The following is a 15,324-nucleotide window of genomic DNA, read 5'->3' as shown; positions in this document are numbered from 1 at the left end:
CTTCTATAAAAGAACGTATCCATTAAGCTATGTTGGCTTTATACTATCCGCCGATTGTTTATAAACCACTCAATGTCCGTGTCATGGGAATTATCAGGTGAAGTTCGTAAAGTATTTTTTCATCATTGCAATCTGTTGCTTTTTTTTGGGAATTGGCGCGGTTTTTGGCCTCTATAAATATCTTGAGCCCGAATTGCCGGATGTCTCAACGCTAAAAGAGGTTCGCCTACAAACGCCAATGCAGGTATTCAGCGCTGAGGGCGACTTGATTGCTCAGTTCGGTGAAAAACGCCGTATCCCACTGACGCTAGACCAAATACCGCCTCAATTTATTCATGCGTTTTTGGCCACGGAAGACAGCCGTTTCTATGAGCATCATGGTCTCGATCCTATCGGTATTGCCCGTGCTGTGGTGGTTGCCGTTGGCGCAGGTTCTGCACAACAAGGGGCGAGTACCATCACCCAGCAGCTAGCGAGAAACTTCTTCCTGAGCCCGGAAAAAACGGTGATCCGTAAAGCCAAAGAAGCTTTTCTGGCCATACGTATTGAGCGCTCATTAACCAAAGATGAAATTCTTGAACTTTATCTGAATAAAATTTATTTAGGTTCACGAGCCTATGGTGTCGGTGCTGCGGCGCATGTTTACTTTGGCAAAGACGTCAGCCAACTGACATTAAGTGAAATGGCAGTGATTGCCGGACTACCAAAGGCGCCATCAAGCTATAACCCGATCAACTATCCGGATCGCGCCCTTACCCGCCGCAATACCGTTCTGTTCCGCATGTTGGAAGAGAAATACATTACTCAACAAGAGTATATGGAAGCCAAGCAAGCGCCTCTGGTCGCTAACTATCATGAACCTGAAATGGACTTCTCGGCGCCTTATCTGGCAGAGATGGTACGCCAGGAGATGATGGAACTGTTCGATGAAAATGCCTACACCGACGGCTATAAAGTTTATACTACCGTGACCAAAACATTACAGACCGCGGCAAGTGATGCGGTGCGTAATAACATCATTCAGTATGATGTCCGTCATGGCTATCGCGGTCCGGCCAGCGTGCTATGGAAAAATGGCGAGCCGGCATGGGATAAAAAGCAAATTATTACCTCGCTGAAAACCATTATCCCTTATGGGCCTTTGGTTCCCGCCGTTGTAACGCAGACAGAGGCTCAACAGGCGACAGTGATGTTAGCTAACGGAGAGGTAGTAACGTTACCTTTCTCTGCCATGCGCTGGGCTCGACCATTCATCAACGATCGCGCGATGGGCGCTAGCCCAAGAAAAGTCACTGATGTGGTTTTAAGCGGCCAACAAATCTGGTTACGTAAAAGTGGTGAAAACTGGGTGCTGTCACAGGTACCGAGCGTCAACTCCGCATTGATTTCACTGGATCCTCATGACGGAGCGGTGAAAGCGCTGGTCGGTGGTTTTGATTTTAATCAGAGCAAATTTAACCGAGCCACCCAATCAGTTCGTCAGGCGGGTTCCAATATTAAACCCTTCGTTTATGCCGCTGCGCTCGACCGCGGTATGACGCTTTCTACCCTGTTAACCGACTTACCAATTAGTATGAGCGTTGGTGGCGGCAAGATTTGGTCACCCAAAAACTCTCCGCCACGTTATGACGGCCCATTACGTCTGCGCGTCGGTTTAGGCCTATCGAAAAACGTGATGATTGTCCGTGCTATGCGCGCTATGGGCGTGGATTATGCCGCTGACTATCTGCAACGTTTCGGCTTCCCGGCTCAAAACATCTCACGGACTGAATCACTGGCATTGGGTGCGGCATCCTTTACACCAATGCAGATTGCTCGTGGCTATGCGGTATTTGCTAATGGCGGCTACCTTATCGATCCTTACTTTATTAAAAAGATAGAAACCGATGATGGAAAAGTGATATTCGAAGCCAAGCCTAAAGTAGCCTGTGGTTTTGAGTGCGATCTGCCGGTGGTTTATGGCGTTACCGAGAAATCTCAGGCATTTATCAGCAATACCATTGATCTCAGTGGGCAAAAAGAGGCCTCTACAACGGCCGCCGCGACCACAGAAACTCATACTGAAGCTCCTGAAGACGGCAATGATGAAGTGGATCCATTAACAGAAAATGCCCTGAATAACATCACGCCAGTCCCTAATCTGGAAAAAGTTGACTCAACCAAAACCCCGGATGAGTCTCCTTACGCACCACACGTGATTAGTTCCGAGCTAGCATTCCTGATGCAGGATGCACTGAAAAGTAATATTGCTGGTGAACCGGGCGGTGGCTGGAATGGTACCGGCTGGCGAGCAGCTCGTGACCTGAAGCGTAATGATATTGGCGGTAAAACCGGCACAACCAACGGCTCAAAAGATGCCTGGTTCTCTGGTTTCGGTCCTGCAACCGTGACGTCAGTCTGGATTGGTTTCGATGACCATCGTCGTGGTTTAGGCCGTGGTGAAGCCGGGGCGCAAAGTGCTCAACCAGCATGGATTGACTATATGAAAGCGGCTCTCGAAGGTATCCCTGTACAGAAAACGCCTCAGCCTAAAGGCATTATCAGCGTCACCATTGATATGTCGACCGGCCAGTTACCTAGCGGCGGCAGAAGTCGTTCAGAATACTTTATTAAAGGTACTGAACCCACTTCCCGCGGCTATTCTGAAGTAGGAACAACCGTGACAGACAGCGGTGGTAATACCCAAGAGCTATTTTAGTCACTCGTCAAAAGGCCGTTCAACTGAACGGCCTTTTGATTATTCTATACTTAGCAATCACCTACAGTTCTGAGCCTGCTCTCTGATTCAGGTGTTCTCTGGTAAGAAATAACGCACTAACGTTACGCGCCTCATTAAAATCAGGGTCCGCCAGTAGCTCCATCATTTTCTCCTGAGGCCAGGCGACTAGCGTTAAAGGTTCAGGCTCATCCCCTTCCAATTTATTAATATACAGGTCTTCGGCCAACACAATGGTCATGGTGCTGGCAAAGTAACTTGGTGCCAGAGTTAACTGAGACAATACCGTGAGTTTTCTGGCTCCGTAACCAATCTCTTCCATTAATTCACGATTTGCCGCCACCAGAATATCTTCATCCTGCTCGACCAAGCCTTTGGGAAAACCGAGCTCATAATCCTCAATGGCCACCGCATATTCGCGAATCAATAAAATATCATCATTGATCACTGGCACAATCATCACCGCCTGACGCCCTTCTGGCAGCAAACGTTCATAAACCCTACTCTCACCGTTACTAAAGGTTAAATCAACCGACTGAATACGAAACATCCGCGAACTTGCGACCGTCTTAACGTTTAATATTTTAGGTTTTTGCTGCGCTTTACTCATTAATGAGACCTCAGATGGATAATCCCGGTAATGTTGCCGGTCTCTGGATGCCGATATTTAACCAATATGTTGAAGACTGGTGATGAAATAACAGTGAAATAATGCAAAATTCATCTTACTAATTTAGTATTCTAACCCTTATTACTTTACTATAAGCAAATATTTACATCTGAATTTTGATACTGACTGCCACAAAATATATGATAGAGCAGGCTATATTGGAATCACCAGATAAAACACCCCCTAACTGACGATCAATTAAAATTATTTAATATCAATGAATTATAGAGAAATCTGGCTCATCGATGAGAGTATTACATGTTAAGTAATGATGATGTAAGTGTATTAACCATATTACTACTTATCATTTTTATCGCGCTAGCTGGCGTGGGATTGGCTCTATGGATAATCCGTCATCGCAAAAAAAACAACGCTTCTTTGGAAAATCACCTGCCTTTTGTTCATAACAGCACCCGCAAATTATCGACTGAAGAAACGCTAGCGATTAACGAATATTTAGAACTGCTGGAAAAACAGCATAAAGAAGTTGATCAATCATCCAACACCTCGATTAAATCATCCCTCACTCCTTATAGTGATAACGTTTATTCATTCCAGTCAGCCATTATTACTTTGAATTCTCCTGATAATACTAACGTTCAGCGTTACTATATTGACGGAATAGAGGTTTACCTCGAAGCAGAATGGATTGAATACCTGAGCGATATCAATCAGGTCGATGTGGTCAAAACTCAGACCATACCATTAGTTGTTGAGTTAAACGGCCATAAACTTACCGAATTTGTCTTGTCTAAACGTCCACATCAATTCGTCGATAGTCAGCCGGCTCAAACAGAGTCTCAAGAAAACGACGACAATGTTGAGCTCATACGTCTAAGAAAAGAAACAACGGCAGAGTACAATTTAAAGCCGAAGAAAAAATTATATGAGTCACTTATTATATCGGCATCTTATGCCATCTTTTTCTTCAGTTTAGTGAGCTCCGCGGAACTCCTGCCTTGGTTCGTTATTTTGGGGGGATTGCTGCTAGGTTTTGGTATCTGGCGTATGCTCAGACCCGACCCCAAGAAAACTCAGTACAATATTCATTGTTTACGCGGTGTGCCTAAACGCTGGGGGTTATTTGGCGAATCTGATAATGGGCAATTGACCAATATCTCAGTTGGAACTATCGACCTTATCTATCCTCCTCACTGGCAACCTTATGTTGGCTACGATCTTGATCATAAAACCAATATCGATATCTACTTAAATCGCTATGTGGTGAAACAGGGCAAATTCCTCTCCCTGCATAATGAGTCCGTTAACTTTCCACTACATCACTGGGGTAAGAATCTGGTACTGGCGCTCTCTTCCCTATTGGTTGTTACGCTAATTATCTCATTCATTCCGCTTAAACTACCCCTTGAGCTAACTAAAGCTTGGCTACACGGTTCATCCAATATCAATGTGACTTCGCCAGAGCAGCTAAAGCGCGCCAAAATTAAAGTGGGCGATCACTTAACGGTACGGGGTATGGGCATGTGTAGTATCCCAACCATATACCGCAGTGATATTGACTACCCATTTATGCCATTCGACTGTACTGAAATGTATTGGGGTGTGACCAACTTGCCCTCTCTACCGCCTTCAGAAGTGATTGATAATGGGATAGCGTTGCTGAATACCATGAACTATCAGCTCAATCCGATGAACAATCAGGCGGTCAAAAATAATCCAGAGTTGGCCAGAACGGCTGAACGGGCGGGTATGACACTGGTTCCTGACTTTTCAGATATCGTATTGAAAACAGAGAATCTATGTAAGGACCCGGGGGATTGTCGACGGTTAAAAAACTCCCTGATGATTCTCAGTAATGAGAAAGACTGGGATGATCTGGTGGCGAAATCACAGGTTCATGCCACGAAAGATACCGATGTTTTTCTACGTCCGGTGGCTGCTGATACATTACGTTCTCAGGTTAACTCAATTGTCTCATCATTCTTCTACAGTCAAACGCATCAGGCTGCACAGGCTTTATACATTAAGCCTAAGGGTGGATTCTATATCCGCAATGATGACGATGAAAAACAGATGGTCGACAACAGTGAAATTCAGGAACTCACTCATCCTACGATCCCACTGGATACGCTCTATGATAATACCGCAATTAAGCAGTGGTTTGAGCTTCAACGCCTGTCAAATAAGCTACTGGATACTCAATTCAGCACCAGCGGCATTGTGCTTGAAGTGACGCCCATAGAGAATGGAACCACTAAAATTTCTCTGCATAGCGAGTCCAACATTATCTCTTTCTGGCGTTATCTGGGTGCCAGTCTGCTATTCGTTATTATGCTGGCCAGCCTGCTGTATAACCTGCTATTGCTGATTATCAGAATGCGTAAAAACGCCCATCGCATTTCCAAAATACAGGACTACTATGACCGGTGCTTTGCCAAAAGCCTAAGGCTCAAAGTACAGCAGAGTTAGCCCTAACATTAACAGATGCTATCGATTAGGCGAGACACCTTGATTTACTGGGTTTCGCCCATATGTTTAAGTATCGGTAAATTTTCATCCCCGTTTCATGCTCCCGAATTATTACGGTATTGTCGATCGGATACTGCAATCATCACCGGAGCCACTCAGGAGAATCTGTGATGGCAAAGCAACCCGAAGATCAGGGAATCAGGCTGGATAAATGGCTCTGGGCCGCTCGTTTTTATAAAACCAGAGCCCTAGCCCGCGAAATGGTTGACGGTGGTAAAGTTCATTATAACGGCCAGCGAGCCAAGCCCAGTAAACTAGTTGAAATCGGTGCGGAGATCCGTTTACGCCAGGGAAATGATGAAAAGACGATTACTGTCGAAGCCTTAAGCATTCAGCGCCGAGGCGCCAACGAAGCCCAACAGCTTTATCTGGAAACCACAGAAAGCGTCATCAAGCGGGAAAGCGTCGCACAGGCCCGTAAGCTGAATGCATTAACAATGCCGCATCCGGATCGTCGTCCGGATAAGAAAGAACGCCGTAACCTGATAAAATTTAAATATAGCAACGATGAATAACAGCCAGAATTATGGTATTCCAGCCTACAAGTCATCGTTCTAACGAGAGAAAATCAATGTCAAATTCAGATCTGTTATACCGCTATCTATTTGAAAAGCATGATGTGCGTGGTGAGTTAGTGACCCTCAATGAGACTTACGATCATATTCTGGAAAATCACGACTATCCCGTCGCCGTTCAGCGCCTATTGGGAGAAATGCTGGTTGCCACCAGTTTATTAACCGCAACGCTAAAATTTGATGGCGATATTACCGTTCAACTGCAGGGCGATGGCCCGGTAAAACTAGCAGTGATTAATGGCAATAACCAGCAACAGATGCGTGGTGTAGCGCGCCTGCAAGCAGAAGTTGATGATAACGCGACCCTAAAACAAATGCTCGGCAACGGCTATCTGGTGATCACCATTATGCCTAAAGAAGGTGAGCGTTATCAGGGAGTGGTTGGTTTGGAAGGTGAAACGGTATCCGAATGCATTGAAGCCTATTTCCGCCAGTCTGAACAGTTACCAACTCGTCTGTTTATCAAAACCGGCGCTCATCAGGGAAAAGCAGCCGCGGCGGGAATTCTGTTACAAGTTCTGCCAGCCCATAAAGGCAACGATAGTGAATATGAGCACCTGGCGATGTTAACGGAAACCATTAAGGCCGAAGAATTATTTAGCCTTAACGTTGAAGACATTCTTTACCGCTTGTATCACGAAGAAGATGTCACGCTATTTGAAGGCCAGAAAGTCAGCTTCCACTGCACTTGCTCTAGAGAGCGCTGTGCGCAGGCTCTGATTACCATTTCTCCGGAAGAAATTGATGCACTGCTGACGGAAGAAGGCCATATCGATATGCATTGTGATTATTGTGGTAGTCATTACATTTTTGAAAAAATGGATATTGAATCCTTACGCTTAAATGGTGGCACCAATATGGAAAGCAATAACCACCATTAATGAATATACCTCCCGAGAATGTTGCACATTCTCGGGATTTCAGTCTCTATTTCCTGCTATTTACCCTTCTTTAATCGTTTCACTTCTCAAATCACAGCGACCTTGATCGCATCTTGCGGCAAAATTTAGAACAATATACCGATCCTTGATAGTCATCTCAGTCACCGTTGGGGAAGCCTTTACAATATCTAGCAGTATCCATCTTTTTAAGGAAAAATTATGAGCACAAACCGTATCACACCCCAAGACCTGTCTGCCTACGGTATTCAAGACGTCACTGAGATCGTGTACAACCCGAGCTATGATTACCTGTACAAAGAAGAAACACGTTCCGATCTACAAGGATACGAAAAGGGTACCGTAACTGATTTAGGTGCCATTGCCGTCGATACTGGTATTTTTACAGGCCGCTCACCAAAAGATAAGTATATTGTTCGTGATGACACCAGCCGCGATACCGTTTGGTGGGCCGATCAAGGCAAAGGTAAAAACGACAATAAGCCTATCACTCAGGCCGTTTGGGCCGATCTGAAAAAATTAGTAGGTAGCCAACTGTCGGGAAAACGCCTATTTATTGTGGATGCCTATTGCGGTGCCAACCCGGACACTCGCCTCAGCGTACGCTTTATTACCGAAGTGGCATGGCAAGCCCACTTTGTTAAAAATATGTTTATCCGCCCATCCGATGAAGAGCTACAAAATTTTAAGCCTGACTTTATCGTGATGAACGGTGCCAAGTGCATTAACCCTAACTGGAAAGCGCAGGGGTTAAATTCAGAGAACTTTGTTGCCTTTAACCTGACCGAACGTATTCAGTTGATTGGTGGTACCTGGTACGGCGGTGAAATGAAAAAAGGGATGTTCTCCATTATGAACTACCTGCTGCCGCTGAAAGGCATCGCTTCCATGCACTGTTCAGCTAACGTAGGCGATAAAGGTGACGTCGCCATATTCTTTGGCCTGTCAGGCACCGGTAAAACCACGCTCTCAACCGATCCTAAGCGTCAGTTGATTGGCGATGACGAACACGGCTGGGATAATGATGGCGTCTTTAACTTTGAAGGTGGCTGCTACGCCAAAACCATCAAGCTCTCGAAAGAAGCTGAGCCCGATATCTATAATGCGATTAAGCGTGATGCGCTGTTGGAAAACGTCACAGTACGTTCAGACGGCAGTGTAGATTTCGATGATGGTTCCAAAACTGAGAACACCCGAGTTTCGTACCCTATTTACCATATCCAGAATATTGTGAAGCCGGTATCAAAAGCTGGGCATGCACAGAAAGTTATCTTCCTGACTGCCGATGCCTTTGGGGTTTTACCTCCGGTTTCTAAATTAACGCCAGACCAAACTCAGTATCATTTCCTGTCTGGCTTTACCGCAAAACTGGCAGGTACCGAGCGTGGTATCACTGAACCCACACCAACCTTCTCGGCCTGCTTCGGTGCCGCTTTCCTGTCGCTGCACCCAACTCAGTACGCTGAAGTTCTGGTAAAACGAATGAAAGCCTCTGGCGCACATGCCTACTTGGTGAATACAGGATGGAATGGCACCGGTAAGCGAATCTCAATTAAAGATACCCGCGCCATTATCGATTCTATCCTAAGCGGTGAAATTGAAAAGGCGGAGACCTTCCAACTACCAATCTTTGATTTAGCCGTGCCAACTGCCTTGCCGGGAGTGAATCCTGATATCCTCGATCCACGCGCCACATACGCCACGGAAAGCGAATGGGAAGGCAAAGCTGAAAAACTGGCGAATCTGTTTATCGACAACTTCGATAAATATACCGATACGCCAGCCGGTGCCGCGTTAGTTGCTGTGGGACCGAAGTGCACAGAAAAAGCAGTTTAAATATAAAATATAAAAAGGCGCCCTAGGGCGCCTTTCTTATCACCGAACCGTAAACTCAATATGAAATAGCCTTATCACAACGCTATTTCAAATCGTTCTCTTTACACTCCGTCAAATAAACTTTCACGCTTAGCCCGCCCTTACCGCTGTTTCCCATCAGAATCTCTCCGTCATGGCTATCAATAATTCGTCGTAAAATTGATAAACCTAAGCCAGTTCCACTGATGCTGCGGGCACTATCACCACGTACAAAAGGTTGAAATAAGGCTTCCAACTGATCTTCAGGAATACCGGGGCCATCGTCCTCTACCTGAAACCAAACTCGGCCATGCTCCCGGCCACTGCTAATTTTTATCCACCCTTTGCCATAACGCGCAGCATTGACGATTAAGTTAACTACCGCACGTTTAATTGAGAGCGGATGGATATTCGCCATCAATTCACCTGAATATAAATGAGTCTCTATTTCCTGCTCAAGACCGCTGGCAGACACCACTTCCGCCAGAATACTATTCACATCGCCGGGCTCAGTACGCTGCTCCTGACCGGTGCGCAGATAATCGATAAACTGCTCAATAATCGCGTTACATTCTTCAATATCTTTATTAATCGATTCTGCCAGATACTCATCCCTTTCCCCCATCATCTCCGTTGCTAAACGAATACGGGTCAGAGGAGTACGTAAATCATGGCTAACGCCAGCCATTAATAAGGTACGGTCGTTATCCAGTTGTTTAACCCCGGACGTCATCCGATTAAATGCGCGAGTAACTGAACGTACCTCTGATGCGCCATATTCACGCAGTGGCGGCGGCGTCATTCCCATCCCTACTTGCTGTGCAGCATGTTCAAGATCGGCGAGCGGACGATTCTGGATACGGATAAACAACCAAGCGCCACCGATAACCATCAGAATAATTGCCAAGGTATAGCGAAATAGCGGTGCAAACTCTCCCTGCCGGATTTCAGTCAACGGCACTCTAACCCAAATTTTCGGGGAAAGATCGGTCTTTAACCAAACAACCGGAGAATGATTACCCAACTGAATACGCACCTCAGTGGGGCCACCAAGCTGCTGTTCCATCTGCTTACTGAGAAAGTCATAAGGCTGTGACCAACGTAATCCGCTCTCTTCAGCGGACGCGTTGGTATGCAGAGAGATCCCCAATTCCCGATACATTTCCTGTTGAAACTGGGGAGGTATTTCCAGATAGCTTCCATCTTCAAGCTTTAACCGGTCTGTCATTAGCATACGAACTTCATAGGCCAATACTTTGTTAAACTGCTGAATACTCGGCAAAATAGCAAAGTTCAGCACAACAAAGTAGGTCGTTACTAAACTAATGAACAGTAACGACACTATCAGTAATAAAGTCCGTGCGACCGAGCTCCTTGGCGGAAACCTCCATAAACTCATGCAGCACTACCGTCCGGCACAAATACGTAACCAAGACCCCACACAGTCTGGATATAACGGGGATGCGCAGCATCCTCTTCGACCATCCGACGCAAGCGAGAAATCTGCACATCAATCGAGCGTTCCATCGCGCTGTATTCGCGCCCACGCGCCAAATTCATCAGTTTATCCCGTGAAAGCGGCTCTCGTGGATGACTGACTAATGCTTTAAGCACCGCAAACTCACCGCTGGTCAGCGGCATTGGCTCATCATCTTTAAACATTTCGCGGGTGCCTAAATTCAACTTGAATTTGCTGAATACGATAACCGCTTCTTCTTGAGAAGGGGCTCCCGGCAATTCATTTGCCTGACGGCGCAGTACCGCGCGAATACGCGCCAGCAGTTCGCGAGGATTAAAAGGCTTGGGAATATAGTCATCCGCACCAATTTCCAGACCAACAATACGGTCGACCTCTTCACCTTTGGCCGTCACCATAATAATCGGTATTGGATTACTCTGACTCCGCAAACGGCGGCAGATCGACAGACCATCTTCACCGGGAAGCATGAGATCAAGCACCATTAAGTGAAAAGATTCTCGAGTTAATAGCCGATCCATCTGCTCTGCATTGGCTACACCACGAACCTGAAAGCCTTGCTCAGTCAGATAACGTTCTAACAGACCGCGTAAACGCATATCGTCATCAACAACCAGAATCTTATGGTTCTCTTGCATGATTTCGCTCCAAAGGTTTTTTGCTTAATATCTAAACTCAAATAATATGTTTAGCTGAGACAACGTAATTTGCATAACTGACGCGGACAAATTGTTACAAAGATTAATAACCGTAAACTTTTGTCTATTCAGGTTAACTAAACTCAGCCGTTCATTTGTGCAAAACTATGTGTAACTTTATAAAAAACAATGTTTTTTATTCTTCATCAAAGGGGCGATAACGAATATCAACCACCCAATACGTTGCCAAACCATTCGGCGTTTCAACGCTCACTTCATCATCAATTTTCTTACCAATCAATGCTCTGGCTACCGGTGAATCAATAGAAATCCATTTCTTGGACGGCGCAAACTCATCGGGTCCAACTAAACGAAAAACGTTCAGCTCGCCGTTGTCATTCTCTACTTGCACCCAAGCACCAAAAAAGACTTTACCTTCCTGTTGCGGATTCGGGTCAACAATCTTTAATACTTCTAAGCGCTTAGTCAAAAAGCGTACCCGCCGATCAATCTCACGCAGTCGCTTCTTACCGTAAATATATTCCGCATTTTCAGAACGATCGCCCATCGCGGCAGCCTCGGAAACAGCCTGAGTGACTTTTGGCCGCTCTTCACGCCATAAATATTTCAGCTCGGTATCCAACGCTTCCCAGCCCTGACGGGTAATGTAATTACTCTTTGCCATTAGATTCTCTACACTTCAAACTATTTCAAATTGTAGCTTAACTACGATAAGTTAACCTTAGTTTATATACATTAAGCCATGCTTATACTGGTTGTTCTGGTATTTTTATTCAGTAATCCGTATAACAACCCTAATTCCTCAAACAGACAAATGTATGCTTTATGAATAATCTATTAAGTCGCACCATTGCCGATGAGCTAAAGGTCAGAGCTGAGCAGGTTCTCTCCACCATGAACTTATTGGATGAAGGCAACACCGTTCCCTTTATCGCCCGTTACCGTAAAGAAGTTACCGGTGGTCTGGATGATACTCAACTCCGACAGCTGGAGGCCCGTCTGGTTTACTTGCGTGAACTGGAAGATCGCCGTCAAACTATTCTTAAGTCTATCAGCGAACAGGGTAAATTATCAGACCAACTTGCGTCAGCCATCAATGGCACCATGAGTAAAACCGAACTGGAAGATCTCTACCTGCCTTACAAACCCAAGCGCCGTACTCGTGGGCAGATTGCTATCGAAGCTGGTCTGGAGCCACTGGCAGACAGCCTATGGCAAGACCCACAGCAGGATCCGGAACAGGTTGCTGCCACCTACATTGATAGTGACAAAGGGGTCGCGGATACCAAAGCTGCCCTTGACGGCGCTCGTTATATTTTAATGGAACGTTTCTCCGAAGATGCTGCACTGTTAAGTAAAGTCCGCGACTATCTGTGGAAAAATGCTTACCTGACTTCCCGAGTTATCGAAGGTAAAGAAGAGGAAGGAGCCAAGTTCCGCGATTACTTTGCCCATCAGGAACCCATTGCCAACACCCCTTCTCACCGAGCGCTGGCAATGTTCCGCGGTCGTAATGAAGGCATCCTGAACCTCGCTTTAAATGCCGATCCGCAGCACGATGAACCGCCGCGTGAAAGCTATTGCGAACAGATTATTACCGATCATCTCAATCTGCGTTTAAACAACGCACCAGCAGACAGCTGGCGTAAGGCCGTGGTTAACTGGACCTGGCGTATTAAGATTTTGATGCATATGGAAACCGAGCTAATGGGTGGCCTGAGAGAACGTGCTGAAGATGAAGCAATTAACGTTTTCGCTCGCAATATGCACGATCTGCTGATGGCAGCACCTGCCGGTATGCGTGCCACCATGGGGCTGGATCCGGGTCTGCGTACTGGGGTAAAAGTTGCCGTGGTCGATGCGACCGGAAAACTGGTTGCCACCGATACCATCTATCCACATACCGGTCAGGCGGCCAAAGCCGCTGCCAGCGTGGCTGCACTGTGCATAAAACACGATGTAGCACTGGTTGCCATCGGTAATGGTACCGCCTCCCGGGAAACGGAACGTTTCTATCTTGAGCTACAGCGCCAATATCCTGACGTTAAAGGACAGAAGGTTATCGTCAGTGAAGCGGGTGCATCGGTGTATTCCGCCTCTGAATTAGCCGCAATGGAATTCCCCGATCTGGACGTTTCTTTACGTGGTGCGGTATCTATTGCTCGCCGCTTACAGGATCCACTGGCGGAACTGGTAAAAATCGAACCGAAATCCATCGGCGTTGGCCAGTATCAACATGACGTTAGCCAAACCTTGCTGGCGCGTCGTCTGGATGCCGTGGTTGAGGACTGCGTAAACGCCGTTGGTGTGGATTTGAATACCGCTTCTGTGCCACTGCTAACTCGCGTTGCTGGTTTAAGCCGTATTATCGCTCAAAATATCGTGGACTGGCGTGATGCCAACGGGCGTTTTAACAACCGTAATCAACTGTTAGATGTGAGTCGCCTCGGACCGAAAGCCTTTGAGCAATGTGCCGGATTCCTGCGCATTAATGAAGGGGATAATCCATTGGATGCCTCTACCGTTCACCCGGAAACTTATCCGGTGGTAGAACGTATTCTGGCAGCAACAGATAAAACGCTACGGGACCTGATGGGTAGCCCGGAATCCCTGCGTGGCTTAAAAGCGTCAGACTTTGTTGACCAGCGTTTCGGCGTACCTACCGTGACAGATATTCTGAAAGAGCTGGAAAAACCGGGTCGCGATCCTCGTCCTGAGTTTAAAACCGCTAACTTCGCCGAAGGTGTGGAAACCCTGAACGATCTCAACGTCGGGATGATCCTTGAAGGTACCGTTACCAACGTTACCAACTTCGGTGCATTTGTGGATATTGGCGTACATCAGGATGGCCTAGTCCATATCTCCTCGCTGGCGGATAAGTTTGTCGAAGATCCGCACACGGTTGTCAAAGCCGGGGATATTGTGAAGGTGAAAGTGATGGAGGTTGATCTGGCCCGTAAACGCATCGCGCTCTCTATGCGACTGGATGAACAACCGGGTGAAAACGGCAGTCGTAAATCTTCTCCTGTCGAACGTGACCGGCCACAACGCCAAGCTTCTCAGCAAAAGGCTAAACCCGCGTCAGGTGGCAATAACAGCGCAATGGGTGATGCACTAGCGGCCGCTTTAAATAAAATGAAGCGATAGTCAGTGATACCATAAACTATTCATTGGCTGTCGGTGACAGCTAATATAAGCCACAGCCTGTGAATAGTTATCTAATTGATTTAAATCAAACAAAGATCATTCTTTATTACGTGTATTATTGGTTAAATATTATTGCCGAATAAAATAATCAGAAAAAATAAATTCATTATATAAAGTCAGATTCTCTTTTATCTTCAATAAGTAACAGACAAAAAACATCCGTCCTTGGGCATATTCCCGCTAATTTCCATCTTCTTTACGAACATCGCTTCACCTTATAAATTTAATATATAAATCAAATAATTAAAAAACAAGGTATTCTCTTGACCCGCAAAAACTTTTCCAGACAAATCGCGCATATTAATGCTGGCAATATCGATGAACAAAGATAGTAATAATTATTTACGCTTAACAATTGTCGTGTCATTGTATACGATAATCATTATTACTAACATTAGCATCGTAAGCATGACAATTAAGAGTGGCGATGATCAATTGATAACGGCTGGCTGTTACTGGTTAACCATTCAACCGTTATTTGATACGTCTTATGCTGTTTAAAAATGTGAGTTAAGGTTACATAATAACGCTATGAAATCATTACAACCTCAGTGCTCATACAAAATTACCGGCTTCAGTGCCGAAATTAATCCTGCATATCGACAAAAACTGCTTTCTCTTGGTCTATTACCCGGCTCCATATTTCGCGTTATCCGCGTAGCGCCACTCGGTGATCCCATTCAAATTGAAACACCCCGCATATGTCTGGTGCTGCGAAAAAAAGATTTAAATTTTATTAAACTCAGCCCGATTGAATAATCGATGTACTGGGTTAAT

Annotated in this window: 11 protein-coding genes; 7 read left to right on the top strand and 4 right to left on the bottom strand. The window is 45.8% G+C overall.

Annotated features, from left to right (window positions below; all coding sequences use genetic code 11):
- Nucleotides 1-97 precede the first annotated feature (97 nt).
- The gene (locus EL341_RS00965) at nt 98-2,698 is read left to right on the top strand and encodes a PBP1A family penicillin-binding protein (protein ID WP_074824177.1); all 2,601 of its coding nucleotides are present in this window, start codon (nt 98-100) and stop codon (nt 2,696-2,698) included.
- A 61-nt stretch (nt 2,699-2,759) separates the two neighbouring features.
- Here EL341_RS00965 and nudE read toward each other — a convergent pair whose 3' ends face one another.
- Entirely contained in the window at nt 2,760-3,326 is a 567-nt protein-coding gene (nudE, locus tag EL341_RS00960; RefSeq protein WP_047779645.1) for an ADP compounds hydrolase NudE, read from the bottom strand.
- Nucleotides 3,327-3,644: 318 nt separating this feature from the next.
- On the opposite strand from nudE, the gene EL341_RS00955 reads away from it, so the two are divergent.
- From EL341_RS00955 to pckA, 4 genes are all read left to right on the top strand, one after another.
- A complete protein-coding gene (locus tag EL341_RS00955; protein WP_074824173.1) occupies nt 3,645-5,816 on the top strand; it encodes an IgaA/UmoB family intracellular growth attenuator in 2,172 nt (723 codons plus the stop codon).
- 170 nt (nt 5,817-5,986) lie between these two features.
- Nucleotides 5,987-6,391, top strand: coding sequence for a ribosome-associated heat shock protein Hsp15 (hslR, locus tag EL341_RS00950; protein ID WP_047779643.1), 405 nt, complete (start codon nt 5,987-5,989; stop codon nt 6,389-6,391).
- A gap of 56 nt (nt 6,392-6,447) precedes the next feature.
- Nucleotides 6,448-7,332 (top strand): Hsp33 family molecular chaperone HslO, encoded by an 885-nt coding sequence (gene hslO / locus EL341_RS00945; RefSeq protein WP_126466806.1) that lies wholly within the window; start codon nt 6,448-6,450, stop codon nt 7,330-7,332.
- A gap of 219 nt (nt 7,333-7,551) precedes the next feature.
- The gene (gene pckA, locus EL341_RS00940) at nt 7,552-9,186 is read left to right on the top strand and encodes a phosphoenolpyruvate carboxykinase (ATP) (protein ID WP_074824169.1); all 1,635 of its coding nucleotides are present in this window, start codon (nt 7,552-7,554) and stop codon (nt 9,184-9,186) included.
- Nucleotides 9,187-9,268: 82 nt separating this feature from the next.
- Here the strand turns inward: pckA and envZ are convergent, their stop codons facing one another.
- From envZ to greB, 3 genes are all read right to left on the bottom strand, one after another.
- Nucleotides 9,269-10,603 carry a two-component system sensor histidine kinase EnvZ gene (gene envZ / locus EL341_RS00935; protein WP_074824166.1) on the bottom strand — a complete coding sequence of 445 codons (1,335 nt, stop codon included), beginning with the start codon at nt 10,601-10,603 and terminating at the stop codon, nt 9,269-9,271.
- On the bottom strand, nt 10,600-11,319 hold the full coding sequence (ompR, locus tag EL341_RS00930; protein WP_047779639.1) for an osmolarity response regulator transcription factor OmpR: 720 nt from the start codon (nt 11,317-11,319) through the stop codon (nt 10,600-10,602). Before ompR ends, envZ begins: the two co-directional genes overlap by 4 nt.
- A 196-nt stretch (nt 11,320-11,515) precedes the next feature.
- The gene (gene greB, locus EL341_RS00925) at nt 11,516-12,004 is read right to left on the bottom strand and encodes a transcription elongation factor GreB (RefSeq protein WP_047779638.1); all 489 of its coding nucleotides are present in this window, start codon (nt 12,002-12,004) and stop codon (nt 11,516-11,518) included.
- Between the two features lie 161 nt (nt 12,005-12,165).
- Between greB and EL341_RS00920 the strand changes: the two genes are divergently transcribed.
- Entirely contained in the window at nt 12,166-14,487 is a 2,322-nt protein-coding gene (locus tag EL341_RS00920) for a Tex family protein (RefSeq protein WP_074824162.1), read from the top strand.
- Nucleotides 14,488-15,078: 591 nt separating this feature from the next.
- On the top strand, nt 15,079-15,306 hold the full coding sequence (gene feoA / locus EL341_RS00915; RefSeq protein ID WP_047779635.1) for a ferrous iron transporter A: 228 nt from the start codon (nt 15,079-15,081) through the stop codon (nt 15,304-15,306).
- Nucleotides 15,307-15,324 lie beyond the last annotated feature (18 nt).

Source organism: Pragia fontium, from assembly GCF_900638655.1.
Classification (GTDB): domain Bacteria; phylum Pseudomonadota; class Gammaproteobacteria; order Enterobacterales; family Enterobacteriaceae; genus Pragia; species Pragia fontium.
This window is presented reverse-complemented; position numbering and strand designations above follow the sequence as displayed.

Bases quoted from the DNA above. Each gene is read 5' to 3' on its own strand.
- nudE (WP_047779645.1), bottom strand. From the start codon at position 3,326: ATGAGTAAAGCGCAGCAAAAACCTAAAATATTAAACGTTAAGACGGTC.
- EL341_RS00955 (WP_074824173.1), top strand. From the start codon at position 3,645: ATGTTAAGTAATGATGATGTAAGTGTATTAACCATATTACTACTTATC.
- hslR (WP_047779643.1), top strand. From the start codon at position 5,987: ATGGCAAAGCAACCCGAAGATCAGGGAATCAGGCTGGATAAATGGCTC.
- hslO (WP_126466806.1), top strand. From the start codon at position 6,448: ATGTCAAATTCAGATCTGTTATACCGCTATCTATTTGAAAAGCATGAT.
- pckA (WP_074824169.1), top strand. From the start codon at position 7,552: ATGAGCACAAACCGTATCACACCCCAAGACCTGTCTGCCTACGGTATT.
- envZ (WP_074824166.1), bottom strand. From the start codon at position 10,603: ATGAGTTTATGGAGGTTTCCGCCAAGGAGCTCGGTCGCACGGACTTTA.
- ompR (WP_047779639.1), bottom strand. From the start codon at position 11,319: ATGCAAGAGAACCATAAGATTCTGGTTGTTGATGACGATATGCGTTTA.
- greB (WP_047779638.1), bottom strand. From the start codon at position 12,004: ATGGCAAAGAGTAATTACATTACCCGTCAGGGCTGGGAAGCGTTGGAT.
- EL341_RS00920 (WP_074824162.1), top strand. From the start codon at position 12,166: ATGAATAATCTATTAAGTCGCACCATTGCCGATGAGCTAAAGGTCAGA.
- feoA (WP_047779635.1), top strand. From the start codon at position 15,079: ATGAAATCATTACAACCTCAGTGCTCATACAAAATTACCGGCTTCAGT.